Raw genomic sequence first — 15,470 nt, 5'->3', positions numbered from 1 at the left:
CTATTTATGGCAGGTCAGTCGGGGAAGAGCATGCAGGAAAGCTGCATACCGGAGAGAGCCGGTATGGGCAGAGAGACGAGACGCTGTCGCTGGCCTATCGGGCTGCCAGCTGCTGCATAACCGGCAGCCACAGGTCGGTCATCATCCCTTTGCCGCCGGTAAGCGGGTCGCGCGGGGGCAGAGGAACGCGCTGAATTTGCTCTCTGGCTGCACGCAGCCGCGAGGGTTCATCGCGTATTGTTTCGGGCGTCATTCCTTCCGGATAAGCGCCGACCATGAAAAAATCGTCTGACGCGTAAACCTGTTTATGCCCGACGCCTGCCGGGATCAGCACGGCATCACCTTCACGCAGCACCACCATACGCCCGCTGTCGCCGCCCAGTAGGATCTCAGCCCAGCCCGCCCCGACGCCCAGCACCTCATGCGTATTCGGATGATAGTGGGTATAAGGGAATACCGGCGCGCGCCATGCGGCAGGCCAGCCGCTGGCGGTAAAGGTCGTTTCAAACCAGCGTGCGCTATCTTCCGTGTCATCCGGCACCACTCGCGGCCAGATAATCAGCGGCAGCGGGCTGTTCGGCACGCCGCCGCTGGCGTGAGAGAGCCGCAGATGCTGCGGGTTAAAGGAGGCGCCTGCTGAAAAGGTGCCGGCAGCAAACGACATCGATAACAGCAGGCTGGAAGAACAGGACGCCATGAACGTGCTCCGACAAATAATGTTAATTAATTGTGGCAATTTCAGGCGGCAATGCAATGTGGCAATATCTGAAAAAATCCCTGTTAATTAGTCTCTTAGCAACTTAAGCCAAATTTTTCGTTCCGGCGTTGCCGGTTTGTGATGGCGATCGCTTTCTGGCCAGGAGATTGCTGACGCACACTCAGGCAGTTTTATCCAGATCGCACTGGCTGCTGACAAAATCGGGCAGTTCATTTACGCGCTCAGGTGGCAGCGGCCTGCCGAGCAGGTATCCCTGCAGCGTGTCGCAGCCAAGGCCGGTCAGAAAAGCCTGCTGATCGGGCGTCTCCACCCCTTCCGCGACCACTTTCAGATCCAGCGACTGCGCCAGCGCGACAATAGCGGAGACGATAGTGGCGTCCTCGGAATTTGCCTGCAGCTCATTCACAAACGCGCGGTCGATCTTCAGTTCACTGGCGGGCAGCCGCTTCAGATAGAGCAGGCTGGAGTAGCCGGTTCCGAAGTCATCAATCGACGCCTTTACCCCCATGCTGGTGAGTTCAGTCAGGATACGCACGCTCTCTTCCGGATCGCGCATCGCCGTGGTCTCAGTTACCTCCAGCGTCAGCTGCTCTGCCGGGATCTGATGCGTTTTCAGCGCCTGCGTTACGGTGGTAATCAGCCCCGACTGCTCAAACTGCAGCGCAGAGAGGTTCACCGCAACTGACCAGGCGGTATGCCCCTCCTGATGCCAGCAGTGCAGCTGGCGGCACGCTTCGTTGATCACCCAGTTACCTATATTTATGATTAAACCGGTTTTTTCTGCGCCCGGCAGAAACAGATCAGGCGTAAGCAGACCGCGCTGCGGGTGCTGCCAGCGCAGTAGCGCTTCAAAACCGAGAATCGGCCCGCCGGGGGCGCAATACTTCGGCTGGTAAAACAGCCGCAGTTCATGGTTATCCAGCGCCTGCCACAGATCGTTGTTAAGCTGCAGCTGCGACTGCGCCAGAATATTCATTGAGGGCTGGAAGAAGGTGTAACCGTTGCGGCCATTGTGTTTGGTGTGGTACATCGCGGCATCAGCGTTAAACATCAGCTCGCGCTCATCTCTGCCGTCGCCAGGATAGACGGCAATCCCGATACTTAAAGAGACCACCAGCTCATAACGCGATATGGCAAACGGCCGGTCAACGGCCTTCACCAGCATATCGGCCACTGAGGCGGCGTCATTGGGATCGTCAATCTCCAGCAGCAGCACAAACTCATCTCCGCCCATTCGCGCCAGCGTATAGTGCCCCTGCATCTGGCTCATCATACGTTCCGTTACGCTCACCAGCAGTTTGTCGCCGATATGGTGCCCGAACGCATCGTTAACCGCTTTAAAACCATCAAGATCCATAAACATCAGTGCAAACTGCGACTTCTCGCGATTGGCTTTGTTGATCGCCTGATCGAGCCGATCCTCCAGTAAAATACGGTTGGGCAGCCGGGTCAGGTTGTCATGCAGCGCCAGCTGGGCCAGTTCACGGTTCGCCTCTGCCAGCGAGTGCGCCAGAATTGACGTGCGCGCCTGCATACGCGCATCCAGCATAGAGACCAGCAGCGTAATGCCGAGTATCGCCAGCGTCACCACGGTGACAATCATCGCCAGCCAGTCGCTGTTTACCCCGTGATGTGTGATGTGGCTGCTCGCCGGAAATCCGGCCGCCGCCATACCGGTGTAGTGCATGCCGGCAATGGCACACCCCATAACAACCGAGGCGCCAAAACGCAGCAGCGTTACCCGGCCATAGCTGTGCCGCAGGTGAAAGGCCAGCCAGAGCGCAGCCCCTGATGCGAGCAGCGCAATCAGCACCGAGACGGCGATCCAGCCCCGGTTCCAGATAATACCCGGCATAAACATCAGCGCCGCCATGCCGGTATAGTGCATAGCCACTACGCCCGACCCCAGCACCAGCGCGCCGCCAGCCAGTCGCCGCCACGGCAGCTCTCCCACGCAGACCAGCCGCAGGGCAAAAATCGAGGCGAGAATAGCAACCAGCATGGAGGCTGCAGTGAGCACCGGATCATAGCTCATCTCCATATCGAGATTCATGGAGAGCATGCCGATGAAATGCATCGCCCAGATTCCTACGCCCATGGCAAAACCGCCCCCCAGCAGCCAGATGAGCGCGACGCGACCTGACGAGGAGGCGACCCGGCCTGCCATATCCAGCGCAGTAAAGGAGGCGAGCATGGCGACAATAATTGAAACGATAACCGTGAATGAGTCGTATGACGTTACCAGCATAGGGAAGTCCGGATTAACGCTGTTTCCAGCTATAAAGTCGTGTAAACGGCATCCCTGCAGCTTTTGAACCGCTATCGCCCTTCCTGAACGAGGCAGAAATCCAGCCCTCTTCCCGCGCCAGACGACAGCAGGCTGGCAGCAAGGCCAGCCACTGTTATGACTCTATTATCGGCCTGCGGGCAAAAATAATGAGTAGAAAAAGCGTGTCAGAGATTAGACGTACTACCAGGCTGAACTATAGTAAATAAAACTGATGTAAATCATAAAGCAACCTCAGTGCTAATCTGGGGGAAGCGCCATATATCGCCTTAATTCTCTTTGCCAGCGGCATTTTACGGGTTCGTTTTTTATTAACAGGCCAGGTGGAAAAGCATCGACTCCGGATAATCAGTAAGGAATGATTATGAAACTCAAGCTTTTTCTTATGACCGCAGGCCTGTACACAGGATTGACGTCCGTAACGGCCCTGGCAGCCACCACTACCGGGGCGATCAACGCCACGCTCACGCTGACGACCGGTTGCCTGGTCAACGGTCAGTCAGCCACCACCGGCGTCAATTTCGGTACCCTGAACTTTGGCAGCAGCGCAGCTACCTTTGATACGCTGAATGCCACGCTGGTGGGCGCGGCCGGCAGCGGTATCTATGTGCGCTGCACAACCGGACAGACCTTTAATGTACAGGTCACCAGCAGCAACGGCGCGCCGGGCACGATTTACGGCACCGTCAGCGGCCAGCCGCGCTACCTCATTCTGGGCTCGGATAATACGCGGGGCATCGCCTATACCCTCTACAGCGACGCCGCCTTTACCACCGCGATAGCGAACAACACCAACATTGCCGCCAGCGGCACCACCGATCCGACGCTGGGCACCAACTATGCCATCTATGGTCGGGTCGTCGGCGGCGGCTTCAACCCGCTTATCCCGGCGGGTACCTATACCGACACCATAAACGTGGCGGTGAATTACTGAGCACGGGTGCGCGCGCAGTGAGGCTATCCCTCTCTCTCTGGCGGGCGGCGGGGCTGATAGCAGCCTTCGCCTGCCTGCCGGCAGATGCGCTGCCTGTGGCAAACTTTCAGGTCGCTGCGTCCATCGTGGCGGGCTGCGTGGTGTCGGGCAGCAATACGGGCGTGTTTGGTACGCTCAACTTTGGCTCGCACTCCGGCGTGGCTACGGGAAACTTCAGCGCAAGCTACCTGCAGAGCACAACGCTGAACCTGGCCTGCACGCCAGGCACCGCCGTCAGCATGAGTATTGACGGCGGCGCTAACTACACCTCTGTCCGCAATCTCAAACACACCAGCAGCAGCAATACCGTTGCCTACCGGCTCTTCAGTAACGCTGCGCTGACTGCGCCTATACCCATTAACAGCGCTATAGCGCTGAACTATAGCAATGCGAATACGATTACGCTGCCTGTTTATGGTCAGCTGACGCTGCCTGGCACCGCGCAAGCCGGAACCTATACCGACACGCTGACCGTCACCCTGAGCTGGTGATGCTGAAAAAAAAGGATGAACCATGAGAAACCTGTGCGCGCTGCTTTTGCTGTTAATCATCCCCTCAGTCCGGGCCGCCAACTCGCTGATGATCTGGCCCATTGACCCCGCCATAGCCTCTGAAGATAAAGCCAGCGAGCTCTGGCTGGAGAACCGCGGCAGCAGCAGCACCATTATGCAGGTACGCATTTTTGCCTGGCAGCAGCGCGAGGGCCAGGAGCAGTATCAGACGCAGCAGCAGGTCGCCGCCAGTCCGCCTATGGTGCGGCTGGAGCCGGGGCAAAAACAGCTGGTGCGCCTGATCAAACAGACGCCGCCTCCTGCCGGTCAGGAGAGCGCCTATCGCGTGGTACTTGATGAGATCCCGTCGCCGCGTAAGCCCGGTGATAATCAGGCCGGGCTTAACTTTCAGATGCGCTATTCCGTTCCGCTGTTTGTCTACGGCAGCGGTCTGACGCGCGACAGCGCGAAAGCGGTGCTGAGCTGGCGCGAAGTCAGCAGCGGCGGCAGGCGCTGGCTGGAGCTGACCAACAGCGGCAGCGGCCATGCGCGCCTGAGCAATGTCCGCGCCGGCGGAGCCGCCCTGGGCAACGGCCTGTTTGGCTATGTGCTGGCACACAGCAGCCAGCGCTGGCCGGTCAGCCAGCCTCTGCGCGGAGAGCTGGCAGCCGATGTCAACAACCGCGCCTGGCGCAGTACTGCCGCACGCTAATGACGCCTGCGCCCTCGCGTTATCTGCTGCTGGGCAGCGTACTGATGATCCTGCCCGCGCACGGGCGTGCGGAGAGCTGGTCTGCGCTGCCGCCTCCGCCCGCGCTGGAAAGCAGCGCACAGGGGCAGCAGCTGATGCTGGAGTTAATTATCAATCAGCGCGCGCGCGGCGATATTGTTGCCGTTGAACATCAGCAGGATCATTTCTGGCTGCGCCGCAGCGATCTGCTGCAGGCGGGCGTGGCGGCGGAAAAGCTGCCGGATGAGCGGGTCGATCTTCGGCAGCTGCCTGGCGCGGATGTCACCTATGATGAAACCCGGCAGCGGCTGCTGCTGACGGTGCCGCCGGCCTGGCTGCCGGCGCAGCGGCTCGGGCAGGCTGAGCAGCGTCCCCGCTTTCCGGCGCGCGCCAGCAACGGGGCGCTGCTGAATTACGACGTTTATCTGACCCACACCGACCGGGCCGGCTCACGCCTCTCCTCGTGGAATGAGTTACGGCTGTTCGGCCCGACAGGACAGTTCTCCTCTAACGGCGTCTATACGCAGCAGCTGAATGGATCGCTCAGCGGTCAGCAGGAGGGATATCTGCGTTACGACACCTGGTTCAGCAATGAGAATGAAGACGCCGCGCTCAGCTGGCGGGTGGGCGACCTTATCACTGACGCCCTGAGCTGGAGCAACAGCGTGCGGCTGGGCGGGGTGCAGATAGCGCGTGATTTCAGCGTGCGTCCCGATTTAGTAACTTATCCGCTGCCTGCCTTCAGCGGCCAGGCGGCGGTGCCCTCCTCGGTCGATCTGTTTATTAACGGCTATCGCAGTGCGCAAACGGCGGTGCAGCCCGGTCCGTGGTCGCTGACCAACATCCCCTTTGTCAATGGTGCCGGGGATGCGGTGATCACCACCACCGATGCGCTGGGGCGTCAGGTCACCACCACGCTGCCCTTTTACGTGTCGGCCAGCCTGTTAAAAAGTGGCCTGTCTGATTACGCCTTCTCTGCCGGCGCTGTCCGGCAAAATTATGGTGTGAAGAGTGCCGACTACGGCGCTGCCGCTGCCAGTGGCTCCTATCGCTACGGTATCAGCGACTGGCTGACGCTGGAGTCGCACGCTGAAGGCAGTGATGACGTTGTCATGGGCGGTGCGGGCGGCCTGCTGAAAGCGGGAAGCCTGGGCGTCATCAACGCGGCGGTGGCGCAGAGCGACGCGCAGAGCCAGAGCGGCACGCAGTACAGCTGGGGATATCAATATAACAACAGCTGGTTCAGCCTTGGCACCCAGCACATTCTGCGCGATACCACGTTCAGTAATCTGGCGCTGATCGGCAGCCGCAGTGAAAGCGCCGACAGCCGCTATTCACTCGCGCGTCGCAGCGCACAATATACGGCCAGCCTGTCGCTCAGCGACTACGGCAGTCTGGGACTCGCTTATCTCGATATCAGCGGCGGCTACGGTGAGCGCACGCGTCTGTGGAACCTGACCTGGAGCAAAAATTTGTGGGGCAACAGCAGTCTCTATATCTCAGCCAGCCGCGATCGCGATCTCGGTAGCTGGGACGGGGCGATTTCACTGGTGATCCCGTTTGGTGAACAGAGCAGCGCGTCTGTGAGCGTGGAGCGCGATCGCCAGGGGCGCAGTAACCAGCGGCTGTATGCCTCGCGGGCAATGCCCACTGAGGGGGGAATCGCCTGGGACGCCTCCTGGGCACGCCAGGGGGGCGACAGCGGCGATTATCGTCAGGGCAGCCTGCGCTATCGCAATAACCGGATCGATACGTCAGCCGGATTCTGGGGCGATGATGACAATACAACGCAATGGGCAGATCTCTCTGGCGCGCTGGTGCTGATGGATAACCGCCTCTTTGCTGCTAATGATATCAACGACGCCTTTGTGCTGGTGAAAACCCGCTATCCCGGCGTGACCGTGCGCTACGAGAACCAGGCGATGGGGAAAACTGACGGCCAGGGCTATCTGCTGGTCCCGGCGGTCAGCAGCTACTACGGCGCAAAATATGATATCGATACGCTGGATCTGCCTGCCAGCGTCGCCGCATCCCGGGTTGAGCAGCGCATTGCCGTGAAGCGTAAAAGCGGTTTTCTGCTCGACTTCCCGATTGAGCCGCTGCGTGCCGCCAGCGTTATTTTGCACGACACGCGCGGTCAGCCGCTGCCGCTTGCCAGTCAGGTGCTGCGCGCAGGTAAAGAGAGCAGCTATGTCGGCTGGGACGGCATCGTCTGGCTGGAGAATTTGCAGGCGCGTAATACGCTGCAGGTTATCACGCCCGATGGCCGCCAGTGTGAAACCACGTTCAGCGTCGCGCGCGGCGAACCAGAGGCGCTGAAAACCTATGGCCCGCTGGTCTGCGCGCTACCTCTCCCGCAGCCCGGCGCCGGTGCGCTGGCGCAGACACCCTCAGCAGGATTACAACATGATTAAGTTACTATTGATGCTGGCACTGCTGCTGCCCGGCGCCAGCTATGCGCTCTGCCCGCTCTCCGCTTCGCCGGCCAGCTTTGGCAGCCAGACCACCTTTTCTGTGCAATCCCAGGTTATCCCCACGTCCGCCAATACGAATGTCAACTGCGGCTCCGCCACGCTTAATCTGCTGGGCAACGACTATATTGCCTATGCGTTTACCGCTGCCAGCTACCTGAACGGGACCCGCGCCACGCTGAAAGCGAGCACCGGCGGCAGCGATAACGTTCCGATCCAGCTTTGTGTCGACAGCGCCTGCGCCACCGAGCTGCGTCAGGGCAACAGCTATCGCTGGAACGCCTCGGCGCTGCTGGCGCTGGGCAACAGCCTCAACTTCACTATCCCGCTCTATTTCCGCACCGTGCCGGGCCAGGTGATTGCGGCAGGCACATACACCACCACCCTGACGCTGACGGTAAGCTACAGCGTCTGTACCAGCGCCGGCGTGGCCGGTATCTGTCTGGGAACCGTGCAAGCCAGCAGCGGCACCGCCCTGCCGCTGACCGTGACGCTGGTGGTCACCAACGACTGCACCACCATTACCGCCCCGAACCTCAACTTTGGCAGCGCGCCGCTGGCGGGCAGCTTCTCTGCCGTTCAGCAGACCATCAGCGTGGTCTGCTCTAAAGGGAGCACCTATAGCGTTGGGCTGAGCAACGGCAATAATTTCAGCGGCACCGCGCGGCAGATGGCAAACGGAGCCAGCCGGCTGGCCTATGACATTTATAAAGACGCGGCCACGACCTCGCGCTGGGGACCCTCCGGCAGCGATCGCTGGAGCAGCACAACGTCAACCTCGCTTAATCCCGATACGGTAACGCGCAACTTTACCTACACGGCCCGGATACTGACGACGCAGGCGACGCCGGCAGCCGGAAACTACACGGATAACGTGGTGGTGGACGTGGCGTTTTAGCGGGGAGAGAGCCGGCCGCAGGGCGCGGCCGGAAAAGCATCAGAGTGAGGCGCTGGCGGGCGTTACCGCGTGGCGCTGCTGATACTGTCTCACCATCCGGCCAATCAGCAGTGTGCCTGCCAGTCCGCAGACGGCAGCAAATGAGAGCCAGATGCCGGGCATCGCTTTATCGCCGGTGGCATGAATAAGGTAGCTGGAGATGGCTGGCGTAAAGCCGCCAAACAGTGCGGTCGCCAGGCTGTAGGCCAGGGAAAAGCCGGATGCGCGCACCTCTGCCGGCATAATCTCTGCCAGATAGACCACCATGGCACCGTTGTAGCTGGCATAGAGAAAAGAGAGCCACAGCTCCGCTTCGACCAGATGCGCAAAGCTCGCGGAACCGGTGAGCCAGTGCAGCACCGGCCAGGCCGTCAGGATCATTAGCACGGTAAAGATAATCAGCAGCGGTCGCCGTCCGACCCGATCGGAAAGTGCCCCCATAACCGGCAGCCAGAACAGATTGGATATCCCGACAAACAGCGTTACCAGAAAGCTCTGCTTATCGCTCATCATCAGCACCGTTTTGCCAAAGGTTGGCGTGAAAGCGGTGATCATGTAGAACATCACGGTGGTGGTGACCACCATCAGCATGCCCGCCAGCACCAGCGCCCAGTTTTGTCCGACTGACCGCACAATCTGACGCATGGAGGGATGCGTTTTACGCTGGCTGAACGCCTCTGTCTCTTCCAGCATGCGGCGGATCCAGAACAGAAACGGCACAATCATACAGCCCACCACAAACGGAATACGCCAGCCCCATTCGGTAACGGCCTCTTTCGCCAGCAAATGATTCAGCCCCAGTCCCAGCAGCGCGGCGAAGATCACCGCCACCTGCTGACTGCCCGACTGCCAGCTGACCCAGAATCCTTTACGCCCTTCGGGCGCAGCTTCTGCCAGATAGACCGAGACGCCGCCGAGTTCTACCCCCGCGGAGAAGCCCTGCAGCAGGCGTCCGAGCAGGATCAAAATTGGTGCCGCGGCGCCAAGCGTGGCGTAACCCGGCACCAGCGCAATGGTCAGTGTGCCAATCGCCATCAGCCCCAGCGTCAGCAGCAGGCCTTTGCGCCGGCCGTGATGGTCAATATAGGCACCCAGCACAATGGCGCCCAGCGGACGCATAAGAAATCCGGCGCCGAAGGTCATCAGCGTCAGCATCAGAGAGGCAAAGGGATCGTCGCCGGGAAAAAAGGTTTTCGCGATGGCGGTGGCGTAGTAGCCAAAGACCATAAAATCATACATCTCAAGGAAGTTACCGCTGGTAACGCTAAAGATGGTTTTCGCCCCGCTGCGCGCAGGTTTTTGCAGAGATAACTGGCTGCTCATACTGTCCTTCCTGGTTTTTTACCCGTTGTAGCCTGCTCAGCCAGGAATGAATGTGATCTGAATCACCATTGTGCTTTACAAAGACTGACAAAAGGTAACAGGAAATTAACAATGCGGGGCGGTTCTGACAGCCGCTCTGCAGAAAGCAGATATAAAAAAAGCCGCTGTTATCAGCGGCTTTCTCTTCGGCAAAACAGTCCGGCTATTTGCCGGCCGTTTCCATTCCCATCAGGCCAATCTTCAGATAGCCCGCTGCGCGCAGCTGGTCCATCACCGCCATCAGCGTGGCATAGTCCACTGACTGATCGGCCTGGAAGAAGATAGTGGTCTGCTTATCTCCCGCGGTCTGCGCAGTCAGCGCGTTTACCAGCGTCTCTTTCGTCACCGCATCATTGCCGATATAGATCTGCTTATCCGCTTTGATTGAGAGATAGACCGGCTTCTCCGGGCGCGGCTGCGGTGCGCTGGTGGACGCTGGCAGGTTAACGCGTACATCTACCGTTGCCAGCGGTGCCGCCACCATAAAGATAATCAGCAGCACCAGCATAACGTCGATAAACGGCGTGACGTTAATCTCATGCATTTCGCTGTCGCCAGCGGCCTCATCGTTTAAACGCATCGCCATAATGATTATCCTGCGCGCAGCTTATGCGTAGCGGCCGGACGGCTGGTTTCCGCCGCGACGTGCGCTGTGCCGAGATCGAGATCGCGGCTTTGCAGCAGCAGCACCTGGGCTGCGACATCACCCAGCGACGCTTTATAACTGGCAATCATGCGCGCAAAAACGTTGTAAATAACCACGGCAGGAATAGCGGCAACCAGGCCGACTGCTGTCGCCAGCAGCGCTTCAGCAATGCCAGGCGCGACCACGGCAAGATTGGTAGTCTGCGTTTTAGCGATGCCGATAAAGCTATTCATAATGCCCCATACGGTACCGAACAGGCCGATAAAAGGCGCCACGGAACCGATGGTTGCCAGAAAACCATTGCCGCGCCCGGCATGACGACCGAACGCCCCTACCCGACGCTCAAGGCGAAAACTGGTGCGATCCTTGATGCCCGCCAGATCGTCTGTGCCCGCTGACAGCGTCAGCTCCTCGCGCGCATCGGCCAGCAGTACAGCACTGTGACTGCTGGCTTTAAAGCTCTCTGCCGTACGGTAAGCGTCAGCCAGCGAGCGTGCTGCGCCCAGCGCCTGCTGCTCTTTTTTCAGGCGACGTTTCGCGGCGCTCAGTTCAGCATATTTGCCAAAAAAGATGGCCCAGGTCACGACGGATGCCAGTAACAGGCCAATCATGACAATTTTAACCACGATGTCGGCATGCTGGTACATCCCCCAGACGGAGAGGTCTGTCTGCATTAAATCACTGGCTACCACGCTGCATCTCCAGATTCTGTTGTAGAGTTCACGACTGAAGAGACGATCATAGCAAAAAAAAGGATCTAAGTGATAGTCGTTCTCATTACTATTTACAAAGCAGCGCCTGCTGCTGCTGTGCCTTCGCCACCGGGCTGGTGCCACTCTGATAATCGGTAAACAGGCTCAACCCCTCCCCTGATTCGTGGTAACGTGAATGCTTTGTAAGATGGGTCAGGACAGGCAGTGATGGCTACGAAAAAACTGGATACCGCGCTGGTGAGCGCAGGACGTAATAAACGTTATACGCAGGGCGCGGTGAACAGCGTAATACAGCGCGCCTCATCCCTGGTTTTTGATACCGTCGCGGATAAACAACGCGCCACCGCCGGGCGGGCTGAAGGCGAACTCTTTTATGGCCGTCGCGGCACGCTTACGCACTTTTCGCTGCAGGATGCGATGAGCGAACTGGAAGGTGGCGCAGGCTGTGCACTCTATCCCTGCGGCGCAGCCGCCGTTGCCAACGCCATTCTGGCGTTTGTTGAAGCGGGCGATCACGTGCTGATGAGCGGAGCGGTCTACGAACCGACGCAGGATTTCTGCAGCAAAATCCTCACCAAAATGCAGGTCACCACCACCTGGTTTAATCACTGCACTGGCAGTGAGATCGGTGAACTGGTGCAGCCCAATACCCGCGTGGTGTTTCTTGAGTCGCCGGCGTCGGTGACGATGGAAGTGCAGGATATCCCGGCGATTGTTGCCGCCGTACGTGCCAAAGCGCCCGAGGCGATTATCATGCTGGACAACACCTGGGCGGCGGGCGTGCTGTTTAACGCGCTGTCGTTCGGGATTGATATCTCTATCCAGGCTGGCACCAAATATATCATTGGTCACAGCGACGCCATGATTGGCACCGCGGTGGCCAACGCCCGCTGCTGGCCGCAGCTGCGTGAGAACTCTTACCTGATGGGGCAGATGGTCGATGCGGATACGGCCTATATGGCGAGCCGCGGTCTGCGCACCTTAGGCACCCGCCTGCGCCAGCACGAAGAGAGCGCGCTGCAGGTGGCGGAGTGGCTGACTGGCCGGCCTGAAGTGGCGCGGGTCAATCATCCGGCGCTGGCGCAGAGCCCGGGACACCGTTTCTGGCAGCGCGACTTCAGCGGCAGCAGCGGCCTGTTTTCATTTGTGCTGCATGAGCGGCTGGATGCGCAGCAGCTGGCAAATTATCTCGATCGCTTCCATCATTTCAGCATGGCCTATTCGTGGGGCGGTTATGAGTCGCTGATTCTGGCCAGCCAGCCCGAAGAGCTGGCGGCGATTCGCCCGGCAGGCGGCGTCGACTTTACGGGCACGCTGATACGTCTGCATATCGGTCTGGAGCACGTCAGCGACCTGCTGGCCGATCTGCAGGCGGGTTTTGACCGCTTAACGAATTAAACCAACCTTCAACCATCCGTGGCTCGCCGTGTCAGATCAACGCGCCGGCGGCTGCGGAGGGCTACTATAAAAGCCTTGTAACTCGACGGGATAGCAGATGGGTGTTTTACATGAGATTGTCCAGGCGCTCTGGCATCAGGATTTTGCTGCGCTGGCCAATCCGGATGTCGTATGGATCGTCTACGGCGTGATGTTTCTGACGCTGTTTCTGGAAAATGGCTTGCTGCCGGCGTCGTTTCTGCCGGGTGACAGCCTGCTGCTGCTGGCGGGCGCCATGATTGCTAAAGGCGTAATGGACTTTGTGCCGACCATGGTGATCCTGACCACTGCCGCCAGCCTCGGCTGCTGGCTGAGCTATCTGCAGGGGCGCTGGCTGGGCAATACAAAGCTGGTTAAAAGCTGGCTGATGCATCTGCCCGCGCAGTACCATCAGCGCGCCTGGCATCTGTTTAACCGCCACGGCCTGATGGCGCTGCTGGTGGGCCGTTTCCTGGCGTTTGTGCGCACGCTGCTGCCTACCATGGCGGGTATCTCCGGACTGCGTAACAGCCGTTTTCAGCTGTTTAACTGGTTAAGCGGCGTGTTGTGGGTCGGCATTGTCGTTACGATGGGCTACGGCATCAGCCAGGTGCCGTTTATCAAGCGGCATGAAGATCAGGTTATGGCTATTCTGATGATCCTGCCGCTGGTGCTGCTGTTTACCGGGCTGGCCGGCAGCATTGTGGTGATCTGGAAAAAACGCCGTCAGAAAACCTCTTAATTATCACGCCGCGTCAAACGGCAGCGTCTGCACCGTTTGACGCGCGCGGCTGACCTCTTCACCCGGCGTTGTGCCAAACAGCCGTTTGAACTCCCGGGAAAACTGTGACGGACTCTCATACCCTACCCGCAGCGCGGCTGTACTCGCCTTTACGCCATCCTGCAGCATCATCAGCCGCGCCTGATGCAGACGATAGCGTTTGAGGTACTGCAGCGGGGACGTCTGCGTTACCGCCTTAAAGTTGTGGTGAAAAGCGGACACGCTCATGTTGACCTCGGCCGCCAGCGTCTCAACGCTCAGGCTGCCGGCAAAGTGCGTTTCTATCCGCCGCAGCGCGCGCGCAATCTGACTGAACTGCGTCTGCCGGTTAACCAGCGACAGCAGCGCCCCGCCAATCGGACCGGTGAGCACATAATAAAGGATTTCCCGTACCAGCTGCGGGCCAAGCACCCGTGCATCGCGCGGATGGCTCATCACATCCAGCAGCCGCTCTGCGGCACACAGCATCTCTTCGCTCAGCCAGGCAGAATGAATACCCGAGGTCTGCACCGCGGGCTGAAACTGCTCATCGTCACCGATATCCAGCAGCAGATCCTGCAGCGAAGCGGTATCCACGCTCAGACACATGCCCGCCAGCGGCGCATCGGGCGTGGCTTCCGTTTCGCACTCAACCGGCAGCGGCACCGTCAGCATCAGATATTTACTGGCGTCATAGTGAAAGACCGTGCTGCCGAGATAGCCGGTTTTGCGTCCCTGAAACAGGATCACAATGCCGGGCTGATACATCATCGGCGTCCGCGGCAGCGTTTCGCTGGCGTAAATGAGCCGGACATTTTTCACTGCACAGTGCGGTTTTTGCGGGTCGCACATTAGCGCGACGACCCGGCGGGCAAGCTGGCGACACAGGGCGTCATGGGACATGGCGGCTTTCCGGATAAAAAATTCAGTGTGCCGCAACGCTGCACAAAGCTCTACTCCCCTGGAGGATCAGGCAAGATTTTTGCAGAAAAGGGTCAGAGTCCGCTCTGGCAGAGCGATCCGCACTGCACGTTTGTTGTCTAGACTTAAGCACACAGTTTTTCCATTCAGCGATCGCAATGAAAAAGGAGCCCCTATGGCAGATCAACCTATTATCAAACTGCGCGACGGCAATATGATGCCGCAGCTTGGCCTCGGTGTCTGGCAGGCAAGTCAGGAAGAGGCGCATACCGCCGTACTGAAAGCGCTGGAAGTGGGTTATCGCTCTATCGATACCGCTGCCGCCTATAAAAATGAAGAGGCGATTGGCAGGGCGCTGAAGGATACGCCGGTAGCGCGCGACGATATCTTCGTCACCACCAAGCTGTGGAATGATGACCAGCAAAATGTGCAGCAGGCGATGGAGAGCAGCCTGGAGAAACTGCAGCTCGACAGCGTTGATCTCTACCTGATGCACTGGCCCTGCCCGGAAAAAGATCACTACGTTGCGGCATGGGAGAAGATGATTGAGCTGCAGCAGCAGGGTCTGACCAAAAGCATCGGCGTCTGCAACTTCCATGAGGCCCACCTGAAACGCCTGATTGATGAAACCGGCGTGACGCCCGTCGTGAATCAGATTGAGCTACATCCGATGCTGCAGCAGCGTACGCTGCACGCCTGGAACGCACTGCATCAGATTCAGACTGAGTCCTGGAGCCCGCTGGCGCAGGGCGGCGAAGGCGTGTTCGATCAGGCGATTATCCGCACGCTGGCGAAAAAGTATGGCAAGAGCGCGGCGCAGATTGTGATCCGCTGGCATCTCGACAGCGGCCTGGTGGTGATCCCGAAATCCGTGACGCCGGCACGCATTGAGGAGAACTTTAACGTCTTCGATTTCCGGCTGGAGAAAAGTGAGATCAGTGAAATCACCAAACTGGATAAGGGCCAGCGTCTGGGTCCCGACCCGGAGACGTTTAACGGCTAGAGAAGCACGACAATTGCGGCCGCCCTCACGGCGGCCTTTTTC

14 protein-coding genes are annotated in these 15,470 nt (G+C 59.1%); 8 read left to right on the top strand and 6 right to left on the bottom strand.

Translation table 11 applies throughout. From position 1 onward, the window contains the following. Positions 1-94: 94 nt before the first annotated feature. Both B4M48_RS00300 and B4M48_RS00295 read right to left on the bottom strand, forming a co-directional pair. Positions 95-697 (bottom strand): hypothetical protein, encoded by a 603-nt coding sequence (locus tag B4M48_RS00300; RefSeq protein WP_071669242.1) that lies wholly within the window; start codon positions 695-697, stop codon positions 95-97. 181 nt (positions 698-878) lie between these two features. Further along, on the bottom strand, positions 879-2,966 hold the full coding sequence (locus B4M48_RS00295) for a putative bifunctional diguanylate cyclase/phosphodiesterase (protein WP_288655727.1): 2,088 nt from the start codon (positions 2,964-2,966) through the stop codon (positions 879-881). 403 nt (positions 2,967-3,369) lie between these two features. On the opposite strand from B4M48_RS00295, the gene B4M48_RS00290 reads away from it, so the two are divergent. From B4M48_RS00290 to B4M48_RS00270, 5 genes are read left to right on the top strand one after another with little or no spacing between them, the layout of a single operon-like run. Beyond that, positions 3,370-3,939: a spore coat protein U domain-containing protein gene (locus B4M48_RS00290; RefSeq protein WP_039380159.1), complete on the top strand. Its 570-nt coding sequence runs from the start codon at positions 3,370-3,372 to the stop codon at positions 3,937-3,939. A 53-nt stretch (positions 3,940-3,992) separates the two neighbouring features. Beyond that, positions 3,993-4,469: a Csu type fimbrial protein gene (locus B4M48_RS00285; protein WP_039385638.1), complete on the top strand. Its 477-nt coding sequence runs from the start codon at positions 3,993-3,995 to the stop codon at positions 4,467-4,469. A 22-nt stretch (positions 4,470-4,491) separates the two neighbouring features. After that, complete coding sequence (locus B4M48_RS00280) at positions 4,492-5,181, top strand: fimbrial biogenesis chaperone (RefSeq protein ID WP_071669240.1); 690 nt, start codon at positions 4,492-4,494, stop codon at positions 5,179-5,181. Then, positions 5,181-7,613: a fimbria/pilus outer membrane usher protein gene (locus B4M48_RS00275; RefSeq protein WP_394661808.1), complete on the top strand. Its 2,433-nt coding sequence runs from the start codon at positions 5,181-5,183 to the stop codon at positions 7,611-7,613. Before B4M48_RS00280 ends, B4M48_RS00275 begins: the two co-directional genes overlap by 1 nt. Continuing rightward, positions 7,606-8,568 carry a Csu type fimbrial protein gene (locus B4M48_RS00270; RefSeq protein WP_288655725.1) on the top strand — a complete coding sequence of 321 codons (963 nt, stop codon included), beginning with the start codon at positions 7,606-7,608 and terminating at the stop codon, positions 8,566-8,568. Before B4M48_RS00275 ends, B4M48_RS00270 begins: the two co-directional genes overlap by 8 nt. Positions 8,569-8,607: 39 nt before the next feature. On the opposite strand, the gene B4M48_RS00265 is transcribed toward B4M48_RS00270, so the two are convergent. The 3 genes from B4M48_RS00265 to exbB all read right to left on the bottom strand — a co-directional run bounded on the left by B4M48_RS00265 (position 8,608) and on the right by exbB (position 11,289). Continuing rightward, on the bottom strand, positions 8,608-9,930 hold the full coding sequence (locus tag B4M48_RS00265) for an MFS transporter (RefSeq protein ID WP_071669238.1): 1,323 nt from the start codon (positions 9,928-9,930) through the stop codon (positions 8,608-8,610). Positions 9,931-10,132: 202 nt separating this feature from the next. Beyond that, positions 10,133-10,555: a TonB system transport protein ExbD gene (exbD, locus tag B4M48_RS00260; protein WP_039380171.1), complete on the bottom strand. Its 423-nt coding sequence runs from the start codon at positions 10,553-10,555 to the stop codon at positions 10,133-10,135. A 5-nt stretch (positions 10,556-10,560) separates the two neighbouring features. After that, positions 10,561-11,289 carry a tol-pal system-associated acyl-CoA thioesterase gene (gene exbB, locus B4M48_RS00255; protein WP_175540485.1) on the bottom strand — a complete coding sequence of 243 codons (729 nt, stop codon included), beginning with the start codon at positions 11,287-11,289 and terminating at the stop codon, positions 10,561-10,563. A gap of 246 nt (positions 11,290-11,535) precedes the next feature. Here exbB and metC point away from each other — a divergent pair, with 246 nt between their 5' ends. Together metC and B4M48_RS00245 are read left to right on the top strand one after the other, a co-directional pair. Continuing rightward, positions 11,536-12,726 (top strand): cystathionine beta-lyase, encoded by a 1,191-nt coding sequence (gene metC, locus B4M48_RS00250; protein WP_039380176.1) that lies wholly within the window; start codon positions 11,536-11,538, stop codon positions 12,724-12,726. A gap of 97 nt (positions 12,727-12,823) precedes the next feature. Further along, positions 12,824-13,486 carry a DedA family protein gene (locus tag B4M48_RS00245; RefSeq protein WP_039380178.1) on the top strand — a complete coding sequence of 221 codons (663 nt, stop codon included), beginning with the start codon at positions 12,824-12,826 and terminating at the stop codon, positions 13,484-13,486. 3 nt (positions 13,487-13,489) lie between these two features. Here the strand turns inward: B4M48_RS00245 and B4M48_RS00240 are convergent, their stop codons facing one another. Continuing rightward, positions 13,490-14,407 carry an AraC family transcriptional regulator gene (locus B4M48_RS00240; protein ID WP_039380180.1) on the bottom strand — a complete coding sequence of 306 codons (918 nt, stop codon included), beginning with the start codon at positions 14,405-14,407 and terminating at the stop codon, positions 13,490-13,492. A 193-nt stretch (positions 14,408-14,600) separates the two neighbouring features. On the opposite strand from B4M48_RS00240, the gene dkgA reads away from it, so the two are divergent. Beyond that, positions 14,601-15,428 (top strand): 2,5-didehydrogluconate reductase DkgA, encoded by an 828-nt coding sequence (gene dkgA / locus B4M48_RS00235; RefSeq protein ID WP_288655724.1) that lies wholly within the window; start codon positions 14,601-14,603, stop codon positions 15,426-15,428. The last annotated feature ends 42 nt before the right edge of the window (positions 15,429-15,470 follow it).

Source organism: Pantoea sp. UBA6567 (assembly GCF_002434165.1).
GTDB classification, from domain to species: domain Bacteria; phylum Pseudomonadota; class Gammaproteobacteria; order Enterobacterales; family Enterobacteriaceae; genus Pantoea; species Pantoea eucrina.
This window is presented reverse-complemented; position numbering and strand designations above follow the sequence as displayed.